The sequence below is a fragment of the Paraburkholderia sp. SSBN10T genome, from assembly GCF_056619545.1.
The window spans coordinates 110,548-134,252 of the sequence record NZ_JBWQQI010000002.1 but is presented as its reverse complement, the minus strand read 5'-3'; the positions used below and the strand labels follow the sequence as shown (position 1 = coordinate 134,252).

General features: G+C 64.5%; 22 protein-coding genes. 6 read left to right on the top strand and 16 right to left on the bottom strand.

What is annotated here, in order from left to right; genetic code table 11:
• Nucleotides 1-4 precede the first annotated feature (4 nt).
• The 3 genes from gatB to AC1ECK_RS03210 all read left to right on the top strand — a co-directional run bounded on the left by gatB (nucleotide 5) and on the right by AC1ECK_RS03210 (nucleotide 3,362).
• Nucleotides 5-1,480 (top strand): Asp-tRNA(Asn)/Glu-tRNA(Gln) amidotransferase subunit GatB, encoded by a 1,476-nt coding sequence (gatB, locus tag AC1ECK_RS03220; RefSeq protein WP_480315803.1) that lies wholly within the window; start codon nucleotides 5-7, stop codon nucleotides 1,478-1,480.
• A 170-nt stretch (nucleotides 1,481-1,650) separates the two neighbouring features.
• Nucleotides 1,651-2,487: a PPK2 family polyphosphate kinase gene (locus AC1ECK_RS03215; protein WP_480315801.1), complete on the top strand. Its 837-nt coding sequence runs from the start codon at nucleotides 1,651-1,653 to the stop codon at nucleotides 2,485-2,487.
• Between the two features lie 95 nt (nucleotides 2,488-2,582).
• On the top strand, nucleotides 2,583-3,362 hold the full coding sequence (locus AC1ECK_RS03210; RefSeq protein WP_480315799.1) for an exodeoxyribonuclease III: 780 nt from the start codon (nucleotides 2,583-2,585) through the stop codon (nucleotides 3,360-3,362).
• Nucleotides 3,363-3,377: 15 nt separating this feature from the next.
• Here AC1ECK_RS03210 and AC1ECK_RS03205 read toward each other — a convergent pair whose 3' ends face one another.
• The 7 genes from AC1ECK_RS03205 to argB all read right to left on the bottom strand — a co-directional run bounded on the left by AC1ECK_RS03205 (nucleotide 3,378) and on the right by argB (nucleotide 10,669).
• Nucleotides 3,378-4,622, bottom strand: coding sequence for a M48 family metallopeptidase (locus tag AC1ECK_RS03205; protein ID WP_480315797.1), 1,245 nt, complete (start codon nucleotides 4,620-4,622; stop codon nucleotides 3,378-3,380).
• On the bottom strand, nucleotides 4,619-6,013 hold the full coding sequence (locus tag AC1ECK_RS03200) for an AmpG family muropeptide MFS transporter (protein WP_480315795.1): 1,395 nt from the start codon (nucleotides 6,011-6,013) through the stop codon (nucleotides 4,619-4,621). The genes AC1ECK_RS03205 and AC1ECK_RS03200 overlap by 4 nt, the downstream gene beginning before the upstream one ends.
• Before the next feature lie 14 nt (nucleotides 6,014-6,027).
• Entirely contained in the window at nucleotides 6,028-6,636 is a 609-nt protein-coding gene (gene metW / locus AC1ECK_RS03195) for a methionine biosynthesis protein MetW (protein WP_480315793.1), read from the bottom strand.
• Nucleotides 6,633-7,778 carry a homoserine O-succinyltransferase MetX gene (metX, locus tag AC1ECK_RS03190; RefSeq protein ID WP_480315791.1) on the bottom strand — a complete coding sequence of 382 codons (1,146 nt, stop codon included), beginning with the start codon at nucleotides 7,776-7,778 and terminating at the stop codon, nucleotides 6,633-6,635. Before metX ends, metW begins: the two co-directional genes overlap by 4 nt.
• Nucleotides 7,779-8,081: 303 nt before the next feature.
• Nucleotides 8,082-8,780: a nucleoid occlusion factor SlmA gene (gene slmA, locus AC1ECK_RS03185; RefSeq protein ID WP_480315789.1), complete on the bottom strand. Its 699-nt coding sequence runs from the start codon at nucleotides 8,778-8,780 to the stop codon at nucleotides 8,082-8,084.
• Nucleotides 8,747-9,547, bottom strand: coding sequence for a pyrimidine 5'-nucleotidase (locus AC1ECK_RS03180; protein ID WP_480315787.1), 801 nt, complete (start codon nucleotides 9,545-9,547; stop codon nucleotides 8,747-8,749). The genes slmA and AC1ECK_RS03180 overlap by 34 nt, the downstream gene beginning before the upstream one ends.
• A gap of 222 nt (nucleotides 9,548-9,769) precedes the next feature.
• Entirely contained in the window at nucleotides 9,770-10,669 is a 900-nt protein-coding gene (gene argB, locus AC1ECK_RS03175) for an acetylglutamate kinase (protein WP_480315785.1), read from the bottom strand.
• Between the two features lie 314 nt (nucleotides 10,670-10,983).
• Here argB and AC1ECK_RS03170 point away from each other — a divergent pair, with 314 nt between their 5' ends.
• Nucleotides 10,984-11,214: a cysteine-rich CWC family protein gene (locus AC1ECK_RS03170; protein WP_480315783.1), complete on the top strand. Its 231-nt coding sequence runs from the start codon at nucleotides 10,984-10,986 to the stop codon at nucleotides 11,212-11,214.
• Nucleotides 11,215-11,229: 15 nt separating this feature from the next.
• On the opposite strand, the gene AC1ECK_RS03165 is transcribed toward AC1ECK_RS03170, so the two are convergent.
• Nucleotides 11,230-12,876 (bottom strand): tetratricopeptide repeat protein, encoded by a 1,647-nt coding sequence (locus tag AC1ECK_RS03165; protein ID WP_480315781.1) that lies wholly within the window; start codon nucleotides 12,874-12,876, stop codon nucleotides 11,230-11,232.
• A gap of 99 nt (nucleotides 12,877-12,975) precedes the next feature.
• Between AC1ECK_RS03165 and AC1ECK_RS03160 the strand changes: the two genes are divergently transcribed.
• Nucleotides 12,976-14,286 carry an ATP-binding protein gene (locus AC1ECK_RS03160; RefSeq protein ID WP_480315779.1) on the top strand — a complete coding sequence of 437 codons (1,311 nt, stop codon included), beginning with the start codon at nucleotides 12,976-12,978 and terminating at the stop codon, nucleotides 14,284-14,286.
• On the top strand, nucleotides 14,283-14,825 hold the full coding sequence (locus tag AC1ECK_RS03155; RefSeq protein ID WP_090680827.1) for a response regulator transcription factor: 543 nt from the start codon (nucleotides 14,283-14,285) through the stop codon (nucleotides 14,823-14,825). The genes AC1ECK_RS03160 and AC1ECK_RS03155 overlap by 4 nt, the downstream gene beginning before the upstream one ends.
• A gap of 82 nt (nucleotides 14,826-14,907) precedes the next feature.
• On the opposite strand, the gene hslU is transcribed toward AC1ECK_RS03155, so the two are convergent.
• The 8 genes from hslU to dapF form a co-directional block, all read right to left on the bottom strand.
• Entirely contained in the window at nucleotides 14,908-16,254 is a 1,347-nt protein-coding gene (gene hslU, locus AC1ECK_RS03150) for an ATP-dependent protease ATPase subunit HslU (protein WP_480315777.1), read from the bottom strand.
• 9 nt (nucleotides 16,255-16,263) lie between these two features.
• Nucleotides 16,264-16,800 carry an ATP-dependent protease subunit HslV gene (gene hslV, locus AC1ECK_RS03145; protein WP_074301083.1) on the bottom strand — a complete coding sequence of 179 codons (537 nt, stop codon included), beginning with the start codon at nucleotides 16,798-16,800 and terminating at the stop codon, nucleotides 16,264-16,266.
• A gap of 572 nt (nucleotides 16,801-17,372) precedes the next feature.
• Nucleotides 17,373-17,792: an RNA polymerase-binding protein DksA gene (gene dksA, locus AC1ECK_RS03140; RefSeq protein ID WP_090680821.1), complete on the bottom strand. Its 420-nt coding sequence runs from the start codon at nucleotides 17,790-17,792 to the stop codon at nucleotides 17,373-17,375.
• 710 nt (nucleotides 17,793-18,502) lie between these two features.
• A complete protein-coding gene (locus tag AC1ECK_RS03135; RefSeq protein ID WP_480315775.1) occupies nucleotides 18,503-19,591 on the bottom strand; it encodes a CobW family GTP-binding protein in 1,089 nt (362 codons plus the stop codon).
• 166 nt (nucleotides 19,592-19,757) lie between these two features.
• Nucleotides 19,758-20,960, bottom strand: a complete 1,203-nt coding sequence (locus AC1ECK_RS03130; RefSeq protein ID WP_480315773.1) for a class I SAM-dependent rRNA methyltransferase — start codon at nucleotides 20,958-20,960, stop codon at nucleotides 19,758-19,760.
• An 88-nt stretch (nucleotides 20,961-21,048) separates the two neighbouring features.
• Nucleotides 21,049-21,972 carry a tyrosine recombinase XerC gene (gene xerC / locus AC1ECK_RS03125; protein WP_480315771.1) on the bottom strand — a complete coding sequence of 308 codons (924 nt, stop codon included), beginning with the start codon at nucleotides 21,970-21,972 and terminating at the stop codon, nucleotides 21,049-21,051.
• 38 nt (nucleotides 21,973-22,010) lie between these two features.
• The gene (locus AC1ECK_RS03120; protein WP_480315769.1) at nucleotides 22,011-22,724 is read right to left on the bottom strand and encodes a DUF484 family protein; all 714 of its coding nucleotides are present in this window, start codon (nucleotides 22,722-22,724) and stop codon (nucleotides 22,011-22,013) included.
• A gap of 97 nt (nucleotides 22,725-22,821) precedes the next feature.
• Nucleotides 22,822-23,685 carry a diaminopimelate epimerase gene (gene dapF, locus AC1ECK_RS03115; protein ID WP_480315767.1) on the bottom strand — a complete coding sequence of 288 codons (864 nt, stop codon included), beginning with the start codon at nucleotides 23,683-23,685 and terminating at the stop codon, nucleotides 22,822-22,824.
• Nucleotides 23,686-23,705 lie beyond the last annotated feature (20 nt).

The following is a 23,705-nucleotide window of genomic DNA, read 5'->3' as shown; positions in this document are numbered from 1 at the left end:
ACACATGACCAAACAATGGGAAGTCGTGATCGGCCTCGAGACGCACACGCAACTGTCGACCGTCTCGAAGATTTTCTCGGGCGCCGCCACGCAGTTCGGCGCGCAACCCAACACGCAAGCCTGCCCCGTCGATCTGGCCTTGCCGGGCACGCTGCCGGTGATGAACCGCGGCGCGGTGCAGCGGGCGATCGAGTTCGGCCTCGCGATCGGCGCGACGATTGCGCCGCGCAGCATCTTCGCGCGCAAGAACTACTTCTACCCCGATCTGCCGAAGGGCTATCAGATCAGCCAGTACGAGATTCCTGTCGTGCAGGGCGGCCAGGTCACGATTCAGGTGCCGGCCAACGAGAAGGCCGGCAAGGACGCGTACGAGAAGACCATCAACCTGACGCGCGCTCACCTCGAAGAAGACGCGGGCAAGTCGCTGCATGAAGACTTCGCGGGCATGACCGGGATCGACCTGAACCGCGCCGGCACGCCGCTGCTCGAAATCGTGACCGAGCCGGAAATGCGCAGCGCGGCGGAAGCGGTCGCTTATGCAAAGACGCTGCATACGCTCGTCACGTGGCTTGGCATCTGCGACGGCAATATGCAGGAAGGCTCGTTCCGTTGCGATGCGAACGTATCGGTGCGGCCGGTCGGGCAACAGGAATTCGGCACGCGCGCCGAGATCAAGAACCTGAACTCGTTCCGCTTCCTCGAAGAAGCGATCCAGTACGAAGTGCGCCGCCAGATCGAACTGATCGAAGACGGCGGCACGGTGGTGCAGGAAACGCGTCTCTACGATCCGGACAAGCGTGAAACGCGTTCGATGCGCAGCAAGGAAGACGCACACGACTACCGCTATTTCCCCGATCCGGATTTGATGCCGCTGGTGATCGACGCGGCGTGGGTCGAGCGCGTGAAGGCAGAAATGCCGGAACTGCCGGTGGCGATCCAGCAGCGCTTTGTCGAACAGTACGGCCTGACGCCTTACGACGCAGGCGTGCTGACCTCGAGCAAGGCGATGGCCGCGTACTACGAAGCGGTGGTTGCCAAGGTCGGCGCCGCCCAGGCGAAGGTGGCGGCAAACTGGATGATGGGTGAAGTGTCGTCGCTGCTGAACCGCGAAGACCTTGAGATTGCCGACAGCCCGGTTTCGGCCGCACAACTCGCGCTGCTGTTGCAGCGCATCGCCGACGGCACGATCTCGAACAAGATCGCTAAGGAAATCTTCGTTGCCATCTGGGACGAGAAGGCCACCGACGAAGCTGCTGCTGACCGCATCATCGAAGCGAAGGGTCTCAAGCAGATTTCCGATACCGGCGAGCTGGAAGCGATTATCGACGAGGTGCTCGCGGCCAACCAGAAATCGGTGGAGGAATTCCGCTCCGGCAAGGAAAAGGCGTTCAACGCGCTAATCGGCCAGGCGATGAAGGCCACCAAGGGCAAGGCGAATCCGCAGCAGGTGAACGAGCTGCTGAAGAAAAAGCTATCCTGACGCCAGGGCCTGTTAGAAGCGTGGACAGGCCTTGGTGATGCAAATGCCGAACCGCGCGTGTCTGGAGCAGCGCGCGGCTGCGGTCATAACGGGCTGTTGCCGGACGAAAGTGGGGCAGCGGCCCGTTTCCTTTTGTTGGCGCCGCCTTTAAGCGCCTCTGGAGACAATGCATGGCGAAACAGCCGGAACTCGACGATTTCCGCGTGCCTTACTTCGACGGCAAGAAGGTCGCGAAATTCGCGCTCGCCGATTTCGACCCCGGCGCGAAGCCGTTTTCGACGGGCTCGAAAGATGGCGACCGCGACCGTCTTGCCGAGATCGGCGCGAGGCTCGATGGCTTGCAGGAACGCCTGCATGCGCAGCGCCTGCAGCGCGTGTTGCTGGTGCTGCAGGGCATGGACACGAGCGGCAAGGACGGGACGATCCGGGCGGTGTTTCACGAGGTGGATCCGCTCGGTCTGCGCATCGTGCCGTTCAAGGCGCCGACCGTGACCGAGCTGGCGCATGATTTCCTCTGGCGCGTGCACTCGCAGGCGCCCGCCGCCGGCGAACTGACGATTTTCAATCGCAGCCACTACGAGGATGTGCTGGTGCCGGTCGTGCTCGGTCAGCTTGACGAGGCTGCGCGTGAGCGGCGCTACGGCCACATTCGCGATTTCGAAGCGTTGCTGGCGGACAGCGGCACGATGATCGTCAAGTGTATGCTGCACATCTCGAAGGACGAGCAGCGTTCGCGCTTGCAGGCGCGCATCGACGATCCGACCAAGCACTGGAAGTTCGACGTTTCGGATCTGGAAGCGCGCAAGCGGTGGGAGCAATATCAGGCGGCGTATCACGACGCGCTGGCTGCAACCTCGACGCCCTACGCGCCCTGGTACATCATCCCGGCTGATTCGAAGACGCATCGCAACCTGATGGTCGCCGAACTGCTGCTGCGCATCTTCGAAGCAATGAAGCTCGAATATCCGCCTGCGAAGGAATCGCTCAAGGGCGTGAAGGTCGAATGAACGCCGGGTTGTCTGCGGCCTCGGCCTAATCTGGATTCAGCAGAACTCAGCAAGAGCAAGCAAGACCCAACAACGAATCTAAACAAAGGAACGACATGTTGCGTGTGATTACCGCCAACCTGAACGGCATCCGCTCTGCGTCGAGCAAGGGCTTTTTCGACTGGTTCGGTGAGCAGAAAGCGGACGTGCTGTGCGTGCAGGAAATCAAATGCTCGCAGGACGACATGACCCCCGAGTTTCTCGCCCCGCACAACTTCACCGGCTACTTCCAGCATGCGGTGAAGAAGGGCTATAGCGGCGCCGGCGTGTATACGCGGCACGAGCCGGACGAAGTGGTGATCGGCTTCGGCAGCGAAGAGTTCGACCCGGAAGGGCGCTATGTCGAACTGCGCTTCGGCAAGCTCTCGGTGATCTCGGTGTATGTGCCGTCGGGCTCGAGCGGCGAAGATCGTCAGCAGGCCAAATTCCGCTTCATGGACGAGTTCATGCCGCACCTCACCGAGCTGAGCCAGGAGCGCGAAGTGATCGTGTGCGGCGACGTGAACATCGTCCACAAGGAAATCGACATCAAGAACTGGAAGAGCAACCAGAAGAACTCAGGCTGTCTGCCGGAAGAGCGTGCGTGGTTGACGAAGCTGTTCGACGAAGTCGGTTACGTCGACGTGTTCCGGACGCTCGACCAGCGGCCCGAGCAGTATACGTGGTGGAGCAATCGCGGCCAGGCGTATGCAAAGAACGTCGGGTGGCGAATCGACTATCAGATCGCCACGGCCGGGATTGCCGGCAAGGCCAAGCGCACCGAAGTGTTCCGCGACATCAAGTTCAGCGACCACGCGCCGTTGACGGTCGACTACGACCACAAGCTCAAGAAGTAAGCGTAGCTCGGTCCGTCAGTCGCCGCGAACCGGGATGCGGCGCGGACGGCCGATGCCCGCGTAGTCGGGCAGTTCATCAACCGTCGTGCCGCTCGCCTTGGCGTAGAGCTGCAGCATGTCCGGCAACCGCTTCATGATGTCCTGCCGGCGCGAGGGCGGGTACGGGTGCACGTAGATATAGCCCTGATCGCGATTGCTGCGGGTCGCCGCGGCCAGTTTGTCCCACAGCGTGATCGCGGCGCGCGGATCGTAGCCGGCGCGCGAGGCGATATCGCTGCCTATCACGTCGGCTTCGGTTTCGTCGGTGGGCGTGTATTTCATCTCGAGCAGTTGCGAGCCGATGCCAAGCGGCGCCACGCCCAGATCGGCCAGCCCGAATAGCTGCGGAATCGTGCCGGACGAGTCGAGTTGTCCCGCCTGCTGCTCGCCGAGCCGTTCGCGCGCGTGCTCGCGCAGCGCATGCGCGATCTCGTGGCCGAGCAGCATGCCGAGTTCGTTGTCGTTCAGACGCACGCGATCGAGGATGCCGCTATAAATCACGATCTTGCCGCCCGGCAGGCAGTACATGCGGATGTCCGGCGAGCGGACCACCGCAATCTGCCACTTCCAGTTTTTTGCCCGCTCGTTCCACTTCAGCGAATACGGGATCAGCTTGTCGAGGATCGTATGCACGCGGATCACGCGGGCGTCGCTGTCGGGATAGAGACGGTTGGCGTGCTGGGCGCCGTAGACGATCTGCTCGAACTCGTCGGCGGCCTGGGCCTCCAGTTGCTGCGACGGAATCAGATTGCGGAATACGGCGTAGCTGCCGAAGCGCAGTTGCTGGGCGGGCGGCGTGTACGGCGGCGGGCGGTTGTCGGTGGCGCTGGGCGTACCGGTTCGAGCGGGTTGTTTCGCGGTAGTTGGAGCGGCCGCGGGAGCCGAGGTTGCCGCGGGGGCGGAGGCAGCCGATGCCGCTGATGGGGTCGATGGTCCACGCGCAGCGCTTGCCGTGCCCGTGCTGCTGGTGCCCGAGCCTAGCGCGCTGGCGTTCGGGCTTTCCGTGACGCTGGAGGCCGTTGCCGTGGCCGCCGGACTTTCCGGTAGAGCGGCGCCCGGCGCCGATTTCGCCGCAGGCGCGCTGGCCGGCACAACGGTACTGGCCGCGACCGCCGGCAGCGCGCCGGCGTAAGCGCTCCACGGCGTCGCCAGCGTGCTGATGCCGGCGCAGAGCAGCGCAAGCGTGGCACGGAGCGCACGGCGCACAGCGGACCCGTTCACGAGCGGATTCTCCACGGCGCGATCCGCAGCAACAGCAGCATGCCGGGCAGCGCCAGCGCGGTGCAGGCGAGGAAATAATCAAACCAGCCGATCTGCGCGACCACATAACCGCTCGCCGCCGAGGCCAGCGTGCGCGGCACCGAAGCGAGGCTGGTGAAGAGCGCGAACTGGGTGGCGGTGTAGCGCGGATCGGTCGTGCTGGCGATGTAGGCGGTAAATGCGGCCATCGTCAGGCCGGTCGCAAAGGTTTCGAGGCCGTAGACGAGTGCCAGGGCCACCGAGCGTGGATCGAGTTGGACCGTCCAGTCGACGCCGAACACGGAGAGCAGCTTCGTTACGGCATGACTCATGAACACGGCGAAATCGTAGATCGCGGTGAGCCCGGGCGACGCCGGGCCGAGGTGCGCGAGCCACGCGAAGCCGAGCGTCGAGAGCATCTGCAGGATGCCGAACACCCACAGCCCGCGGCCGATGCCGATGCGCATCATCCAGATGCCGCCGACGATGCCGCCGGCGAGGCTGGCGCCGAACGCGGTGGTCTTGGCGATCACGCCGATCTGCGTGCGCGAGTAGCCGATGTCGAGAAAGAACGAGGTCGACAGGTTGGTCGCCATCGTATCGCCGAGCTTGTACAGGAAGATAAAGCCGAGCACGAACAGCGCACCGCGCCAGCCGTCGCGCAGGATGAATTCGCGGAACGGTTCGACGATCGCTTCGCGCAGGTTGCGCGGCGGCGCGCCGTGCACCTTCGGTTCGCGCACGACGAGCGTCATGAGCATGCCCGGCACCATGAACGCAGCCGTGACGATGAACACGGTGGTCCACGGCAGATGATCGGACAGGATCAGCGCCAGTGAACCCGGCACCAGCGCAGCAATCTTGTACGCGTTGACGTGCACCGCGTTGCCGAGCCCCTGCTCGGTATCGGCGAGCAACTCGCGCCGGTAGGCATCAATGGAGATGTCCTGACTCGCGCCGAAGAAGGCCACCAGCGCGGTAAGCGCGGCGACCGTCCAGATCGAATCGCGCGGCGAGACGAAACCGAGCGCGGCGATCGCGCCCGCCACCAGAATCTGCGTGACCAGCATCCAGCCGCGCCGGCGGCCCGGCCGCCAGCCCGGCAGGCGCGGCACGTAGCGGTCCATGAGCGGCGCCCAGACGAATTTCCACGTATAGGGAAACTGGATCAGCGCGAACAGGCCGATTTCCTTCAGATTGACGCCCTCGGAGCGCAACCACGCCTGCACCAGGTAGACGAGCGTGAACAGCGGCAATCCCGACGTAAAGCCGAGAAAGACGCAGATCAGCATATGCGTATTGAGAAACGCACGCCAGCCAGCGTGTTCGACGTGAGCGGTAAGTGCGGGCGCCTCGTGCGGCGGGTTCGACATTTGGATGTGTGGCGTTAGCTTTTCTTGACGCGATAGACCGCAAGACTACCACGCCAGTTCGCGCCCCACTGCACCGCCTGACCGCCGTGCAGCACGACCCGGTCGAGAATTTCGATGCCCACTTCGGGCGCCAGCGCCTCGAAGTCCTTGATCGTCAGCACCCGCACGTTCGGCGTGTTGTGCCACTGATAAGGCAGCGATTTCGACACGGGCATACGGCCGCGCAACACGGAGAGCCGGTGCACCCAGTAGCCGAAATTCGGGAACGACACGATGCATTCCCTGCCGACCCGCACCGTTTCGCGCAGGATCGCCGCTGTCTGGTGAATGGTCTGCAGCGTCTGCGACAGGATCGCGAAGTCGAAGCTGCCGTCTTCGAAAAGCCGTAGGCCGTCTTCGAGGTTCTGCTGGATCACGTTGACGCCGTTCTGGGTGGCGGCGAGCACGCCGGCGTCGTTGATCTCGATGCCGTAGCCCGTGACTTCGAGTTCCTCGGTCAGGGTCGACAGCAACGAGCCATCTCCACAGCCCAGATCGAGCACCGTCGCGCGCGGTTCGACCCAGCGGGCGATGGCGCGGAAGTCGGGCCGCAGCGCAAGATAATCGAGAGCGCGCTGGTTCATGCGTTCACCTCGTTGGCAATGCGTTCGTAATAGGCGCGCATCAGGTTGTGATAGCGCGCGTCGTCGAGCAGGAAGGCGTCGTGACCGTGCGGCGCGTCGATTTCCGCGTACGTAACCGTGCGTTTGTGGTCGAGCAGCGCCTTCACCAGTTCGCGCGAGCGCGCCGGCGCGAAGCGCCAGTCGGTCGTGAAGCTGGCGATCAGGTATTTCGCCGTGGTGTGCGCCACCGCCGCGGTCAGGTCGCCGTCGAAGGCCTTGGCCGGATCGAAGTAGTCGAGCGCGCGCGTGATCAACAGATAAGTATTGGCGTCGAAGTAGTCGGCGAATTTGTCGCCCTGATAGCGCAGATACGACTCCACCTCGAATTCGACGTCGAAATTGAAGTTGTACGCGTCGACGGCGCCTTCCGCCCGGCGCAGCGAGCGGCCGAATTTTTCGGCCATGTCGTCGTCCGAGAGATACGTGATGTGGCCGATCATGCGCGCCACACGCAGCCCGCGCTTCGGCTTCACGCCGTGCGCATAGTAGTTGCCGCCGTGGAAGTCCGGGTCGGACAGGATCGCCGAACGCGCGACCTCGTTGAAGGCAATGTTCTGCGCGGAAAGCTTCGGCGTGGACGCCACCACGATGCAATGGCCGACGCGCTGCGGATACATCATGCTCCACGCGAGCGCCTGCATGCCGCCGAGGCTGCCGCCCATCACGGCCGCGAAACGTTCGATACCGAAGGCGTCGGCGACGCGCGCCTGGGCGTTCACCCAGTCTTCGACCGTCACCACCGGAAAGCTCGCGCCATAGGGAACGCCGGTGGCCGGATTGAGGCTCATCGGGCCGGTCGAGCCGAAACACGAGCCGAGGTTATTGACGCCGATGACGAAGAATCGGTTCGTGTCGAGCGCCTTGCCGGGGCCGACCATGTTGTCCCACCAGCCGACGTTCTTCGGGTCGTCCGCGTAGACCCCCGCCACATGGTGCGAGGCATTGAGCGCGTGGCAGACCAGCACGGCATTGCTGCGCGCGGCGTTGAGCGTGCCGTAGGTTTCGACCATCAGGTCGAAACCGGCCAACGAGCTGCCGTTCTGCATGAGCAGCGGCTCGGAGAAATGCATTTTCTGGGGAGCGACGATACCGATCGATTCCATTCATTCCGCCTTCAACAGGGGCGGCTAAATGGTGTCGGCAAGGCACGGAGAGCGACTGTGTGCGCGGCTGACGACCTCTTTAGCCGCATTTATAGTGAACCGCCGGAACAGCTTCCGGAAGGTTCGCGCGCCCGCAATCGAGTCAGCAAATCGGCGCGTCCATGACCATTGGCTTTGGCAACAACAGTCAGGCGCAAAGTATAGCGGAAAATTCTGTGTGGCAGCGTCGGTCGCGGCGCTCGCGATGCGCCGGCGCGCAGCGTAGAGTCAGGCGATGCCGCATGACTCCAGTGGACTACTGAATTACTGAAGGATCAATCGCAACTGGGCGTCGGCGTGTTCGGCCGGATTGCGCGCAAAGCCGCTTCGCACATACCGGTGCCAGCGGCCGACGATATAGCTGAGCAAAAGATTGGCCCGCACGCCGGGATCGTAGTCCGCCGGCAGCGGCACGGCGCTGCCTTGCGCGTGCGGAGGATTGGCGCTGGCCTGCACGTTGGCGTCCATCAGGCCGAGGCGCAGGCACTGCTTGAGCGACGCTTCGACGCGCTCGAGCAACTGGTTGACGCGCTCGGTCAGCCGTTCGTGTTCGCCCACTAGCGCCTCGCATGTCAGCACGCGGGTCATGCCGGGATTTTTCGCGGAGAAGTTGAGCAGCATCAAGGCTATCGTGCGGGCCTGCAGCACGCCGTTGGGCTCTTTCGTGGCGATCTGGTTGATGAGCCCGAAGATGGACTGCTCGATGAATTCGATCAGCGCTTCGAACATTTGCGCCTTGCTGGCGAAATGCCGGTATAGCGCGGCCTCCGATACGCCGAGCCGCGCGGCGAGCGCCGCTGTGGTGATCTTCTCGTTCTTCGGCGCTTCCAGCATGCTGGCGAGCGTCTGCAGGATATGCACGCGGCGCTCGCCCGGTTTCAGGCGAGTGGCGCGGGTACTGGTACTGCCCGTGGCTGGCAGGTCTTCGGCTACGGCCTCGTCATGCTTGTGATCCGGTTGCATGTGTGTCGTCCCTTCGGTCGCACTGAGCGGGTGCCCAATCTCAGCGATTTTAACGAACGGATCCGCCGGTCGACATAGTGCGGCCGGCCGGTGCCCGGCAAGCGGCCCGGCGCGCCGTCTGCGCCGGCCCGGCTCGGCAGGTGGCCGACGATCCACACCGTGCGAATCCCCAGCCGGCGGTAGTTTTTCAGATGCGAGCGCGTGTCTTCTACGAGGATGGCGTCGGCGAGCGGCACGTGGGCGTCGCGCATCGCCCGGCGCAGCATGCCGGCGTCGGGCTTGGCGCGCCAGCCGCGGCGATCGCGCATGTGTTCGATGGCGATCACACGTTCGAACAGCCGCTCGATGCGCAGCTCGGCCAGCACCTCCCGTGCGTATGCTTCGGGCGCGTTGGTCAGCACGATTTTGCGGCCCGGCAAGGCGGCGACGAGGCGTGCGAGACCGCGCTCGCCGTGCACCATCGAAGGCAGATCGGCGAACGTGTGTACGACCTTCAGGAAGTCGTGCGGGTCGACCGGATGATGACGCGCCAGACCGAGCAGCGCCGCGCCGTAGCGCTGGGTGTAGCCGACGCGCAGGCGGTTCGCCTCGTCGAGGTTCACCTCGAGCGTGTCGATGATGTACTGCGTCATTGCCTCGTTGATCGCGGGGAAAATCGAGTGCGACGCGTGGTGCAGCGTGTTGTCCAGATCGAACAGCCATACCGGACTGCCGCCTGCAACGTGGGGCCGGCGGCGTTTAGCGTGTCTGGACGGGAAGGTGCGCATGGTGACGGGAAACCAAACCGGGTTCGTGCCGGCGCTGCATGAAATGAACGGGCGGGTGCCTGCAGTCCATCATGCGTGCGGCGTGAGAAAAAGGAAAGCGTGCGGCGCCACGGCGGATGCGAGGCCAAGCGCCCAAGGCTTGGGCGGATGCCGCGAGCCGAGGAGAAACCGCAAAGAAAACAGGCAGCTCATCCGCGGGACGCGCTGCCTGCCGCTGCATGCTCAGTGCGAGCGGATCATCGTGCCGAACGGCTGTTCGGTCAGGATTTCCAGCAGCACCGAGTGTTCGATGCGGCCGTCGATGATGTGCACCGAGCGCACACCGCTCTTGGCCGCGTCCAGCGCGGAGGAGATCTTCGGCAGCATGCCGCCGGAGATCGTGCCGTCTGCGAACAGGGCGTCGATTTCGCGGGCGGACAGATCGGTCAGCAGATTGCCTTCCTTGTCCATCACGCCGGGGATGTTGGTCATCATCACGAGCTTCTCGGCGTTCAGCACGACCGCCAGCTTGCCCGCGACCAGATCCGCGTTGATGTTGTACGACAGGCCGTCTTCACCGAAGCCGATCGGCGAGATCACCGGAATGAACGCGTCGTCCTGCAGCGCCTTCACGACCGCCGGATTGATCGACTCGACTTCGCCAACCTGGCCGATGTCCACGTACTGGCCCGGCATGTCGCGATCCGGCATCAGCAGCTTGCGCGCGTGGATCAGGCCGCCGTCCTTGCCGGTCAGGCCCACGGCGTGGCCGCCGAAGTGATTGATCAGCGTGACGATGTCCTGCTGCACTTCGCCGCCGAGCACCCATTCGACGACTTCCATCGTCTCTTCGTCGGTGACGCGCATGCCCTGGATGAAGGTGCCTTGCTTGCCGATCTTCTTGAGCGCCTGGTCGATCTGCGGACCGCCGCCGTGCACGATGACCGGATTGATGCCGACCAGCTTCAGCAGAATCACGTCGCGCGCGAAGCCTTGCTTCAGACGCTCTTCGGTCATCGCGTTGCCGCCGTATTTGATGACCACGGTCTTACCGTGATACTGGCGAATGTAGGGCAGCGCCTCGGCCAGAATTTCAGCCTTCAGGGTGGGCGCGATCTGCGAAAGGTCGGGAATCTCGGACATGGCGGCAGGCTCTGGCACAGGACAGTTGAAACACGGCGAATTGTACAGGACTGGCGCGCTGCAACAGGGTTTTCGACGCTTGTTCTGGCGGTGTACGCCGCGATGCTGCCGCAGTGCGCAATCGACGTTGCGCGCACGCCACTGATGCCCCGGTTGAGGGGGTTTTTGCGGAGGAATTTGCGCTTAAATTTTCGGGCTGCGGCAGCAACTGCGGTGGCGTGGGCGGTGGGCGCAGCAGGGTGGGGCTTTCAAGCGCCTTGCCTAGCGTGGCATCATTTCCTGACCGGATATCCGGTAGTTCATTCTGGATCGCCATGAATCCACCCGCTCCCCAGGCGCATGCAAAGAGTGCGCGCTGTCCGCGCTGCGGCAGCGCTTTCGACTGCGCGATGCATGGGCAACCGTTCGACTGCTGGTGCAAGTCCATGCCCGCCCTGCCCGCCGACCGGCTGGAACCGGGCGGCCGCTGTCTGTGCCCGGAGTGTCTCGCGGCGGAAATTGCCCGTGCGCGGGTGCGAGGCGCTGCGGGTGGTCAGGAGGGCTGAGCGCCGGAGCGCTTTCTATCGGTGCTGGCCGGCTAGCGTATCCAGATCCCGCGCCACCTCATCCAGCACCGGATTCCAGTCGCCGAACTCGCGTTGCCGGTACAGCGTCGCGCCTGGATACCAAGGGCTGTCGCGCCGTTCGAGCAGCCATGTCCAGTGCGGATTGACGTCGAGCAGCACCCAGGTGCGCTGACCGATTGCTCCGCTCAGATGGGCGACCGACGTGCAGACGGTAATGACCAGATCGAGCGCGCTGACGAAGGCCGCGGTGTCGTCGAAGCTCGACAGTTCGGCCGTGTAATCGACGATCGTCAGTCCGGCAGCTTGCGCGGCGGCCACCTCTGCGGCGGCGCCCGGCTGCAGGGAATAGAACGCCGTGCCGTCGATGCCGGCAAAGGCCGCTGCATAGCGTTCCCAGCCTACCGCGCGGAACGGATTGCGCTGATGATTGAGGCTGCCGGTCCATGCCAGTCCGACCTTGAGCTGCTTCTGGTGCGGTTTGTCCACGATGAGCCGTTCGCGCCAGGCTGCGCTGGCGGCGGCGTCCGCATGCAGGTAAGGCACCGTGCCGGAAAGGGTGTCGCCGAGCGTGCCGAGCACCAGCGGCACGCTCATCAGCGGGATTTCATAGTCGAACGGCGGCAGCGTTTCGACACCGCCGCCGGCCGAGTAGCCGTCCACGTGGCTGCCCAGGCTGCGCGCGAGCAATTCGCCCATCTGCGGGAACGAGTTCCAGAGGATGCGGCCACCTTGCGCATGAACCCGCTCGGCCAGCAACGGAATATAGCGGCAGCATTGCAGCAGGTCGCCCATGCCCTGCTCACCCCAGACCAGCAGGGTCTTGCCGGCGAGCGGCTCGCCCTGCCATTGCGGCGCCGGCATGGCGGGCCGGTTGCCGCCGAGTTCCAGCGATCCTTGCCAGCGCGCCTCGTGAGCGGGCCACCCATGCGCGTAGTCGCCGCGCACGAGATGCAGCATCGCCAGATTGGAGCGCATCGCCGGGTCGCCGGGAGCGCGTTCGCAGGCGGCCTGGGCAAGCTGGACGGCTTCGTCCCAGCGTTGTGCTTCCTTGAGCGCCAGCGCATAGTTGTTCAGCGCCAGTGGGCTGCCGGGCGCCAGTTCGACGGCCCGGGCGCCCGCTTCCAGCGCGCGCGGCAGATTCATCGCGAAACGGCTCGCCTGGGCGAGATTGGTCCAGCCATTACTGTCGTGCGGGTCGTCGGCGAGGGCGCTTTCCAGCAACGTAACCTGCTCGGTCACGTCGCCGCCGCTGAGCGCGAGCGCGCCGGCCAGATTGGTGCGCAGTTGCGGCAAATGCGGATCGAGGGCGAGGGCGTGCCGATACGGTGCGAGCGCGTCGCGGTGGCGGTTCGCCATTTGCAGCGCGTACCCTAGCCGGAAGCTGGCGGCGGCATCCTCGGGATGGAGTTGGGCAATAATGGCGGCGACTGCGATGGCGTCGTCGTGGCGGCGCTGTTCGAGCAGAGCGATGGTGAGCTGGCCGATGGCTTCGTCGCCGAAGTCCTGCAGGTGGCCGGCGGCCTCGAGCCAGATGGCGCGCGCTTCGGCCTGGCCGTTTTGCTGGGCCTGCGCCGCGCGCTGTAAAAACGTCAGGAAGGCGGGCCACGCAGGGTGGCCGGGGTCGGAAATCAGAGGCAGCACAAATCTGTCCTGGCGGTGGCGATTTTTGTCAAGCGGTCGATGGTACCGTCGAACCCCAACGCAGTGTCTCGGAGAACTCCGAACAGGTAAACTGGCGTCATGCATCGTATAACCAACACTGGCCGGGTCAACCTGGGACATCTGTTCTGGCTGCGCTGTCTCGCGATTATCGGCCAACTGGTCACGATTGCGGTCGTGCAGACCTTTGTCGGCGTACACCTGCCGCTGCCGGCCATGTTGCTCGTCATCGGCCTCGAAACCCTCTTTAACTGTCTCACCTGGCTGCGCGTCTCGCGCCAGCGGCCCGAATCCAATCTCGAACTGTTCGGCCAACTGTGGGTCGATCTCGGCGCCTTGTCGGCCTTGCTGTTCCTCTCGGGCGGCACGACCAATCCATTTGTCTCGCTTTACCTGCCTTCGCTGGCCATCGCGGCGGCCGTGTTGCCGTGGCATCTGATGCTGTGGCTCGCTGCGTTCGCGGTGGTGTGCTACGCGCTGCTCGGTTTCGACTCGGTGCCGCTTAATCTCGATAATCCCGCGAACCTGTTCGACTACTACCGCGCCGGCATGTGGGTGAACTTCACGGTCAGCGTCGGTCTGATTGCGTGGTTCGTCGCACGTATGTCGCGCGCACTGCGCCAGCGCGACGCGGCGCTCGGCGATGCCCAGCAGCGCCTCTTGCGCGACGAGCGGGCGGTGGCCCTCGGGGTGCAGGCGGCGACCGTCGCGCACGAAATCGGCACGCCGCTGTCGACCATTGCGATGCTCTCCGAAGAGTTGCGCGACGCCGCGCGTACCGACAAGGGCCTCGCGCCCTACAGCGCCGATCTCGAACTGCTCGAACAGCAGATGTCGCTCTGCACCTCGGCGCTCGCCCGGCTGCGTTCGCGGGCGTCGGAGCCGGGCAGCCGCCAGCCGGTCGGCGAATGGCTCGAGTCGTTTGCCCAGCAATGGCGTCTGCGCCATCCGTATGTCAAGCTCGAGCGGCTCGGCACGCCGCCCGCCGAACCCGATCTTGACGATACCGTCGCGGTTAGCCAGATTCTCACGATCCTGCTCGACAACGCAGCGCGGGCCAGTCGCGATCATGTCACGCTCGCGGCTACGCTGACGCGCGAGGGCGATCGTATCGAATTCGAAGTTTGCGACGCTGGACCCGGCATTCCAGCGTCGTTGCGTGGCTCGCTCGGCGCGATGCCGGTCGACAGCACCCAGGGTGGTCATGGCGTCGGCTTGTACCTGGCGTTTTCGGCGGCGGCGCGGCTCGGCGGCTCGATCGAGCTGACCGACGTCAAGGAGACCCGGCCCCGCGGCACCCGCGCGGTGCTGCGGCTACCCGTGGCGGGCCGTCAATCATCCGGCGCGGGCCGTAGCGGCGCCGCGTCATCCAATACGGAGAAACAGGCATGAGCGACATGAATTTTCTGGTGATCGACGACGACGAAGTGTTCTCCGGCATCCTCGCGCGCGGTCTGACGCGGCGCGGTTATACGGTGGCCGAAGCACACAACGCGGAGGAAGCGATCAAGCTCGCGAATCAGCAGAAGTTCGGGCAGATCACGGTGGATTTGCACCTGGGCAACGATTCGGGGCTCACGCTGGTGGCGCCGCTGCGCGAACTGCAACCGGACGCACGGATGCTGGTGCTGACCGGCTACGCGAGCATTGCGACGGCGGTGCAGGCGGTGAAGGACGGCGCCGATAACTATCTGGCGAAACCGGCCAACGTGGAGACGATTCTCTCGGCACTGCAAAGCGAAGCGAGCGCGCTGCAGGCGGAAGAGGCGCTCGAGCATCCCACGCCGCTATCCGTGGCGCGGCTCGAATGGGAGCACATTCAGCGTGTGCTGGCCGAGCACGGCGGCAATATTTCCGCGACGGCTCGTGCATTGAACATGCATCGGCGCACGCTGCAGCGCAAGCTGGCCAAGCGGCCGGTGAAGCAATAAACGTCAGCGCGGCAAACACCGCGCGCCAATCCGTACGCAAAGCGCTGCGACAAACCACGTCGCAGCGCACCGCGTGGCGCAGTTACAGCACGTACCGCGACAGGTCTTCGTCGTCCGCGACTTCGTTCAACGCGCGGTCCACATACGCTGCATCGATCTTGACGTTCGTGCCCGCATGATTGCCGGCCGCAAACGACACTTCTTCAAGCAGCTTCTCGATCACCGTGTACAGGCGCCGCGCGCCGATGTTTTCCGTCTTCTCGTTGACCGAGAAGGCGATTTCGGCAAGACGGCGAATGCCGTCGTCGGCGAAGTCGAGGTGCACGTCTTCGGTCGCGAGCAGCGCCTGATATTGCTTGACGAGGCTTGCGTCGGTCGACACCAGAATCGATTCGAAATCGTTGACCGACAGTGAATCCAGTTCGACGCGAATCGGGAAACGCCCCTGCAGTTCAGGAATCAGGTCGCTCGGCTTGGCGAGGTGGAAGGCGCCGCTGGCGATGAACAGGATGTGATCGGTCTTCACCATGCCGTACTTGGTGTTGATCGTCGTGCCTTCGACCAGCGGCAGCAGGTCGCGCTGCACCCCCTGGCGCGACACCTCGCCGCCGCCCGCTTCGCTGCGCGAAGCGATCTTGTCGATTTCGTCGAGGAACACAATGCCGTTCTGCTCGACGTTCTGCACCGCCTTGGTTTTCACTTCCTCGTCGTTGAGCATCTTGGCTGCTTCTTCATCCGTCAGCAGCTTCAGCGCTTCCTTGACCTTCAGCTTGCGGCGCGTCTTCTTGCCGCCGCCGAGGTTGGCGAACATGGAGCGGATCTGTTCGGTCATGTCTTCCATGCCCGGCGGCCCCATGATGTCCATGCCGACTTGCGGCAGCTCGACGTCCAGTTCGATTTCCTTGTCGTCGAGCAGGCCTTCGCGCAGACGCTTGCGGAAGGTCTGGCGGGTCGTGCTGCCTTCGTCCGCGGTGTCGGCGGCGCTCGAGCTGGCGCCGAAACCGACCGGCCGCGCGCTCGGCAGCAGGATGTCGAGAATCCGGTCTTCCGCCTGATCTTCAGCCTTGGTGCGTACCTTGCGCATTTCCGTTTCGCGGGTTTGCTTGACCGAGATTTCGATCAGGTCGCGCACGATGCTGTCCACATCGCGGCCCACGTAGCCCACTTCGGTGAACTTGGTGGCTTCGATCTTGATGAACGGCGCATCGGCCAGCTTGGCCAGACGCCGGGCGATTTCCGTCTTGCCGACACCCGTCGGCCCGATCATCAGAATGTTCTTCGGGGTGATTTCCTGGCGCAGCGGCTCGCCGACCTGCTGGCGGCGCCAGCGGTTGCGCAGCGCCACCGCGACCGCTTTCTTGGCGCGGCCTTGGCCGATGATGTGCTTGTCGAGTTCCGAGACGATCTCGGCAGGGGTCATGGTGCTCATCGTGGGTCCTTACTCGATCGTCTCGATAACGCGGTTGTGGTTCGTATAGATGCACATGTCGCCGGCGATCTGCAGTGACTTCTCGACGATCTCGCGCGGCGACAATTCGGTGTTGTCGGCCAGTGCCTTGGCTGCCGCCTGCGCATAGGCGCCGCCCGAGCCGATCGCACAGATGCCGCCTTCCGGGTCCAGTACGTCGCCGTTGCCGGTAATCACGAGGGTGGTGTGCGCGTCCGCGGCGATCAGCATGGCTTCGAGCCGGCGCAGCATGCGGTCGGTGCGCCAGTCTTTGGCAAGCTCGACCGCCGAGCGGGTCAGATTGCCCTGATGTTTTTCGAGCTTGGCTTCGAAACGGTCGAGCAACGAAAAGGCATCGGCCGTGCCGCCGGCGAAGCCGACCAGCACCTGGCCGTTGTAGATACGCCGGACTTTTTTGGCGCCGCCCTTCATGACGATGTTGCCCAGCGTGACCTGACCGTCGCCGCCGAGGGCTACCTTGTCGCCGCGGCGCACGGAAACGATCGTCGTGCCGTGAAATTGCTCCATATGCGTTCCTTTTGCAAAACGGGTAGGACGCGGCAGCGCTTGTGCGCCGTCGCGCCGATGCGTCGGGCGGCGCCGCTGCGCCACCGCCTGAATCCGATAGAGCGGACGGCGCGCGACCGATAGCCGGCTGAAAGCGGCCCGCGCGCTCGTGCAACGCATGTCCGGTTTATTTTAGGGCGTGCGCTGTCATATCAAGAGCTAGCCGGATGGCATAGGGCCGAAAAACACCCGAAAAGTGCGGCCGGGGCGGGATATGGGGCGGCAAGCCGAACCGAAGCAAAGAAACGGCTTGCCGTGAGCGCACTTGCCGCACGGCGTAGGCGGTGCCCGGAGGAGCGGTAAAAGATGCAGGTGTCAGGCCGCCCAGGCGACTGGAGCGCGGGCACTGGGCGCTGGATTCAAGGGCTGCGAGGCGTGTGTGCGGCGCCGGAGAAGGTCAGGAGAAACGCCGGCACAACTATATAAACGTCGGGCACGGCGGCAGGTGAGGCAAAGAAAAAGGCGCACAGTTCACCGTGCGCCTCTGAACGAAGCAGCGTGTCAGGGCGGGCCTTGGGCCGCGCCGCAGGCGGTCAGTCGCCGAACAGCTTCTGGCGCAGTTCGCGGCGTTCCTGCGCTTCGAGCGACAGGGTTGCCGTGGGCCGGGCCAGCATACGCGGAATGCCGATCGGCTCGCCGGTTTCTTCGCACCAGCCGTATTCACCCGACTCGATGCGCGCGAGCGATTGCTGCACCTTCTTCAGCAGCTTGCGTTCGCGGTCGCGCGTGCGCAGTTCCAGCGCATGCTCTTCCTCGATCGTCGCGCGATCGGCCGGGTCCGGCACGATCACGGTTTCGCGCAGGTTTTCGGTCGTCTGGCCGGCATTGCGGAGAATTTCCGCCTGCAGCTGTTCAAGCTTGTTCTTGAAGAAAGCGAGCTGATCCTCATTCATGTAATCCTTGTCGCTCATCTTCAGGATTTCGGCTTCGGTCAAGAGTCGTTTCGTCGTCATCTGGCTTGCTTCTTCAATGTGAGGCAAAACTCGTACATGTTGCCCGCACTTTCGTGTTGCCCGCAAAGGCGCTGCAAGACGCTCAACGAGCGCTGGCGAACACGGACGATGGACTGTCGTGACGCCGTAGCGTCAGACGCCTGAGCGCTGCACGCCCTGGCGTCGATGCGGGGCCGAACTCCTCTGGAAACGGTCTTCAAATGCTCCTGAGGCATTGCTTACCGGCGGCGCGCCTTCCAAGGCGGTGCGCCAGCCAGCTTGTCGGCGTGCTGCTCCCCGGACAAGATTTTCCGGTGCCGTGTCAGGCCCGGCGCGGGATACGCGCTGACCGGGCAATCGTTCTCATTCTCCAGTGGGCACGTATTGTAACTGAATCACAATCCGCCACCGCAACCGGGATTATTTCGGGCCGCGGCACACCAATATCCTGAAAATATAACGCGCGAACGGCTAAAAAGCGATGGCCGCGCACGATTCCTGCAACAAGGGTTTTCACGCGTTTTTCACACGTGGTGTGCTGGCGGTGGGTTTCCGATCGGGGCCGGAGCATATTCGCTGCGCCAGCATTCTTCGTTCCCGGCCCTTGGCAGTCCTGTTTTCACCCGCTTTGCGGTCCGCCTGCGCTTGCAGGCGGGACCGTTGACGCTCTGCCAACGGCCCACTTAAAGGCTACTGACGGCCCGCGCACGGGGCGCCGGCCCGGCTTGCGCTCAGACGAGGCAGGCGGTCAGCCCGTCGGTAATCAGGTCTTGCGGCAGTTCAATGCCGATGAACACCATCTTGCTGTTCTTCTTTTCCACCGGCTGCCATTTGGCGGCCAGATCGCTGCCCATCATCTGGTGCACGCCCTGGAACACCACTTTGCGGTCGACGCCCTTCATATACAGCACGCCCTTGTAGCGCAGCAGCCGTTCGCCGTAGATCTGAAGGATGCCGCCGAGGAAGTCCTCGAGTTTGTTCGGATCGAACGGCCGCTCGCTGCGGAACACGAACGATTTGATCTTGTCGTCGTGATGCGCGTGGTGATGGTGGCCGTGGTCGTGGCCTTCATGGTCGCAGTGGCCATGATCGTGGTCGCAGTTCGCGTGATCGTCATGGGTGTGGCCGTGCTCGTCGTGCGCATGAGCGTGGCTGTGCGCGTGCTCGTCTTCGGCGAGGAAGTCCGGGTCGATCTCGAGCTTGGCGTTCAGGTTGAAGCCGCGCAGGTCGAAGATCTCCTTGATCTCGGCGTCGCCGAAATTCACGGCCTTGATCGCCGCGCGCGGATTCATGTGCAGCAGGCGGTGGCGCAGGTCGTCCGTGGCGGCTGCGTCCACCAGATCGCCCTTGGTGATGAACAGGCGGTCCGCAAAGCCGACCTGGCGCTGCACCACTTCGTGCTCGTCCAACTGATGATTGGCGTGCTTCGCGTCGACCAGGGTGATGATCGCGTCGAGCAGGAATTCGTCGGCGATCTCGTTATCCATGAAGAACGTCTGGGCCACCGGGCCGGGGTTCGCGAGGCCGGTGGTTTCGATCACCACGCGGTCGAAATCCAGTTCGCCGGCGCGCTTTTTCGCCGCCAGATCGCCGAGCACGCGCGCCAGATCGCCACGGATCGTGCAGCAGATGCAGCCGTTGCTCATCTGGATGATCTGTTCGTTCGAGTCCTGCACGAGGATCTCGTTGTCGATGTTCTCTTCGCCGAACTCGTTCTCGATCACGGCGATTTTCATGCCGTGCGGTTCGTTCAGGATGCGCTTGAGCAGAGTGGTTTTACCGCTGCCGAGGAAGCCGGTCAGGATAGTGACGGGAATCATGGTGGTCGCCTGTTGGTGCGTGAATCGGAATGCTTGAATCGAAGCCGACGCGCGTGCGCCGCGCCGTTCGAGCCGGTCGGTTATTGAAACATATCTGCCGGGCCGCTGCTGGCAGCGGGCCGCCGCGCCGACCCCCGCATGGGAAATATCCCCAAACTATGGGCGATCAGGCAATTTGCAACAATAGGCCTTTCAGATACTCGCCTTCGGGGAAAGCGGTGAGCAGCGGATGGTCGACTCCGGCACCGAGGCGCTTGAGGATACGGGCGTCGACGCGCGCATCGGCCGCCGCGCCGGCGACGATCTTCTGGAACAGTTCGGCGTCGATCGCGCCCGAGCACGAGTAGCTGAAGAGCAGCCCGCCCGGGCGCAGCAGCTTGAGGCCGGTCAGGTTGATGTCCTTGTAGGCGCGCGCGGCGCGGTCCACGTGTTCGCGCGAGGGCGCGAATTTCGGCGGATCCAGTACGATCAGGTCGAATCGCTCACCTTCTTCGTGCAACCGGCGCAGCGTCTTGAACGCGTCGGCGTCGAGCCAGCTGGCGCGCTGCGGGTCGAAGCCGTTGGCGGCGACGTTCTGCTGCGCCAGCGCCAGCGCTTCCCCGGACGAGTCGATCGAGACGACCCGCCTGGCTCCGCCCTTGAGCGCAGCCAGCGAGAAGCCGCCGGTGTAGCAGAAGCAGTTCAGCACGTCGCGGTCCTGTGCCAACTGCTGCACGAGAGCCCGGTTGTCGCGCTGGTCGACGTAAAAGCCGGTCTTGTGACCGTTGCGCACATCCACGTGGTAGCGCACGCCGTTTTCGCTAGCGATCAGCGGATCGGACGGCGGCTCGCCCGCCAGTACGCCGGTGATCTGCTCGAGGCCTTCCTTTTCGCGGATCGACACGTCCGAGCGCTCATAAACGTTCGGGCAGCCGGTTGCCGCGGTCAATGCCGCGACGATCGCCTCTTTCCACGCTTCGACGCCTGCCGCCATGAACTGGCACACCAACTGGCTGCGCTGACCGGCCTCGTCGGCGACATAGTGATCGACGATCAGGCCCGGCAGGCCGTCCGCTTCGCCGAAGATCAGCCGTACCGCGCCGGTGTTCTGCACCATCGCCCGGCGGTGCTCGACGGCGCGCTGCACGCGGCGCTTGAAGAACGCGTGATCGATCGGCTCGGCTTCGTCGAAGCTCCACACCCGCGCCCGGATCTGCGAATGCGGACTGTAGGCTGCACGGGCGAGAAAGCGGCCGTCGTGCGAGCGCACCAGCACGGTGGCGCCGGCGGCCGGCTTGCCGTCCACGCGCTCGATGGCGGTCGCGTAGACCCACGGGTGGCGGCGCAGCAGCGACTTTTCTTTCGACGGTTTGAGCGTAACGGTATTCATGACTTCGTGAGGTATTCAGCAGAACAATGTGCCGCGTAAAGCGGCGAAACCGGAGACAGCAGGCACTAACAAGCCTGGAACAGCCGTCTTAGTTGCGTTTCTTGGCGCGCGGATGCGCCTGATCGTAGACGTGCGCCAGATGCTGGAAATCGAGCGCGGTGTACACCTGAGTGGCGGTGATGCTGGCGTGCCCGAGCAGTTCCTGCACCGCGCGCAGATCGCCGCTCGATTGGAGCACGTGGGTGGCAAACGAGTGGCGCAGCACGTGCGGGTGCACGTTGGCGGGAATGCCGGCGCTGAGCGCCATGCGCTTGACGCGCTCGCGCACCACGTTCGGCGACATCCGCTTGCCGCGCGCCGACAGAAACAGTGGATGCGGGTCGTGCTTCACGAATTCGCCGCGCACCGCGAGCCAGGCGTGGAGGGCGTCGAGCGCCTTGCTGCCGACGGGCACGACGCGGCGCCGGTTGCCCTTGCCGAGCACCTCGACTTCGGCGGATTCGAGCTTGAGCCAGCCGGCAGAACGGTAGCCGTCGGCCTCGGCAAAGCGCGCATCGAGGCCGACCAGTTCGGCGAGGCGCAAGCCCGACGAGTAGAACAGCTCGAGGATCGCGTGGTCGCGCAGCCCTTCGGTGTTGCCGGCGGCAGGCGCTTCCATCAACCGGTTGGCGTCGTCGACCGAGAGCGCCTTGGGCAGCGTTTTCGCCTGTTTCGGCGCCCGCACCGTGGCGACCGGGTTGGCCGGCAAGTCGACGCGGCCCGCCAGCCAGCGGTAAAAGGCGCGCCACGCCGACAGCCGGTGGCTGATCGAGCGCGCCGTCATGCCGGCTGCGTGCGCCCTTGAAACCGCGCCGCGGATGTCGATCGCGGTCAGGCTTTCGAGTGCGCGGCCCTTGGCCAGCCGCTTCAGTTCTTCCAGTTCGTGGGCATAGCCGCGCAGCGTATGCGCCGAGAGCCGCCGCTCGTGTTCGAGATTCGACAGGTAGTCGGCGATCGGATCGGCGGCGGTCACGGTGGTGAGCGGCGGGCGGTAGCTTGCAGCCGGGCGCGTCAGCGCGGCAGCAGACGGCTCAGGGCCGCGCTGGCGAGGGCGCCGATCTGCGTCAGGAAATCGGTCGCCATGCCGTCGTGAAAGCGGCGCGGGTCGGACGAACCCATCACCAGCAAGCCGAAGGTCGGCGCCTCTTCGTTGCCCTCGGGGTCGCGCAGCGCGAGCAGGGCGATCGATTCGGTTGCGTGCGCACCTTCCTGGACGCCAGCCCCTTCGGCAGGCACGGCGGCGAGCGCCGGCACGAGCCATTGCGCCGCTTCGAAGCCGGTATTGGCGCCGCAATACGGGGTGGCGAGGCTGTTGGCAAAAATGCGCACTTCCTCGCCGACCTGGCGCGCGAAGTCCGCCTGGGTGTACGGCTCAGCCACGTCCCACACGCGCAGCGCCGCCTGCGGCACATCGAACACGTCGCGCAGGCCGTTGGCGATGGTGCGTGGCAGCGCGTACGGATCGCGCTCGGCCATCACGCGGGTGGTCCAGCGGTTGAACTTCGAGGCAATGCTGTCGTTTTCGTGCCCGTAGCGCAGCAGTTCGGCGAGGCGTCGTTCGAGAAGCTTGTTCTTCTCGCGCAGCATTTCCATCTGCCGTTCCTGCAACGAGACTGCGGCTTTGCCATGCGGGTTCGCGAGCCGGATGGCCGCAAGCATTTCCGCGTGTTCCGCGAAGAATTCGGGGTTGGCGAGCAGGTATTCGGCGACTTCGCGATCGTTCATGGTTTCGGCTAAAGGACTACGCCCTCGGGCGGGCGCATCGGTCAATGGGGTCAGTCGGCCACTCGTCTGGTCAAACTCGGGCCACACGCTCGGCCGTTCAGTCGGCCAACTCGATCTCACCTTCGAAGACGGTCGCGGCGGGGCCGGCCATCAGGAGCGGCGCGGGGTCTTGCTCGCCGTTCCAGGAGATGGTCAGCGTGCCGCCATGGGTGTGCACCTTTACCGGCGAGTCGAGCAGCCCGCGACGGATGCCGGCGGCGACGGCCGCGCAGGCGCCGGTGCCGCACGCCAGCGTCTCGCCGACGCCGCGTTCGTAGACACGCAGCTTGATCTCGTTGTGCGCGACGATCTGCATGAAGCCGGCGTTCACCCGCTGCGGGAAGCGCGGATGCCGCTCGATCACCGGGCCGTCGATCAGCACAGGGAACGCCTCGACATCGTCCACTACCTGCACGGCATGCGGATTGCCCATCGAAACCACCGAGATCCAGCGCGTGGCGCCGTTCACTTCGAGCGGCCAGAGCGTGTCGCGGCTCTCGTTGCGGCCTGCGAGACCGCTCGCCTCGAACGGCATGCGGGCCGGTTCGAACACGGGCATGCCCATGTCCACGGTGACTTCGCCGTTGTCCTGCATGGTCAGCGTAATGATGCCGTTCTGCACCTGGACGCGCACGCTGCGCTTGTCGGTCAGCCGCGTGTCGCGCACGAACTTGACGAAGCAGCGCGCGCCGTTGCCGCAGTGTTCGACCTCGCCACCGTCGCAATTGAAAATGCGGTATCTGAAATCCACGCCCTCGATGGTGGGCCTTTCGACCAGCAGGAGCTGATCGGCGCCGACGCCGAAGTGCCGGTCCGCGAGCGCACGCACCTGGCTCTCGCTCAGGTTGAGCGGCTGCGTAAAGCCGTCGAGCACGACAAAGTCGTTGCCCGCGCCGTGCATCTTGGTGAATTTCAGTTTCATGTCGCTATTGTAAGGGACGC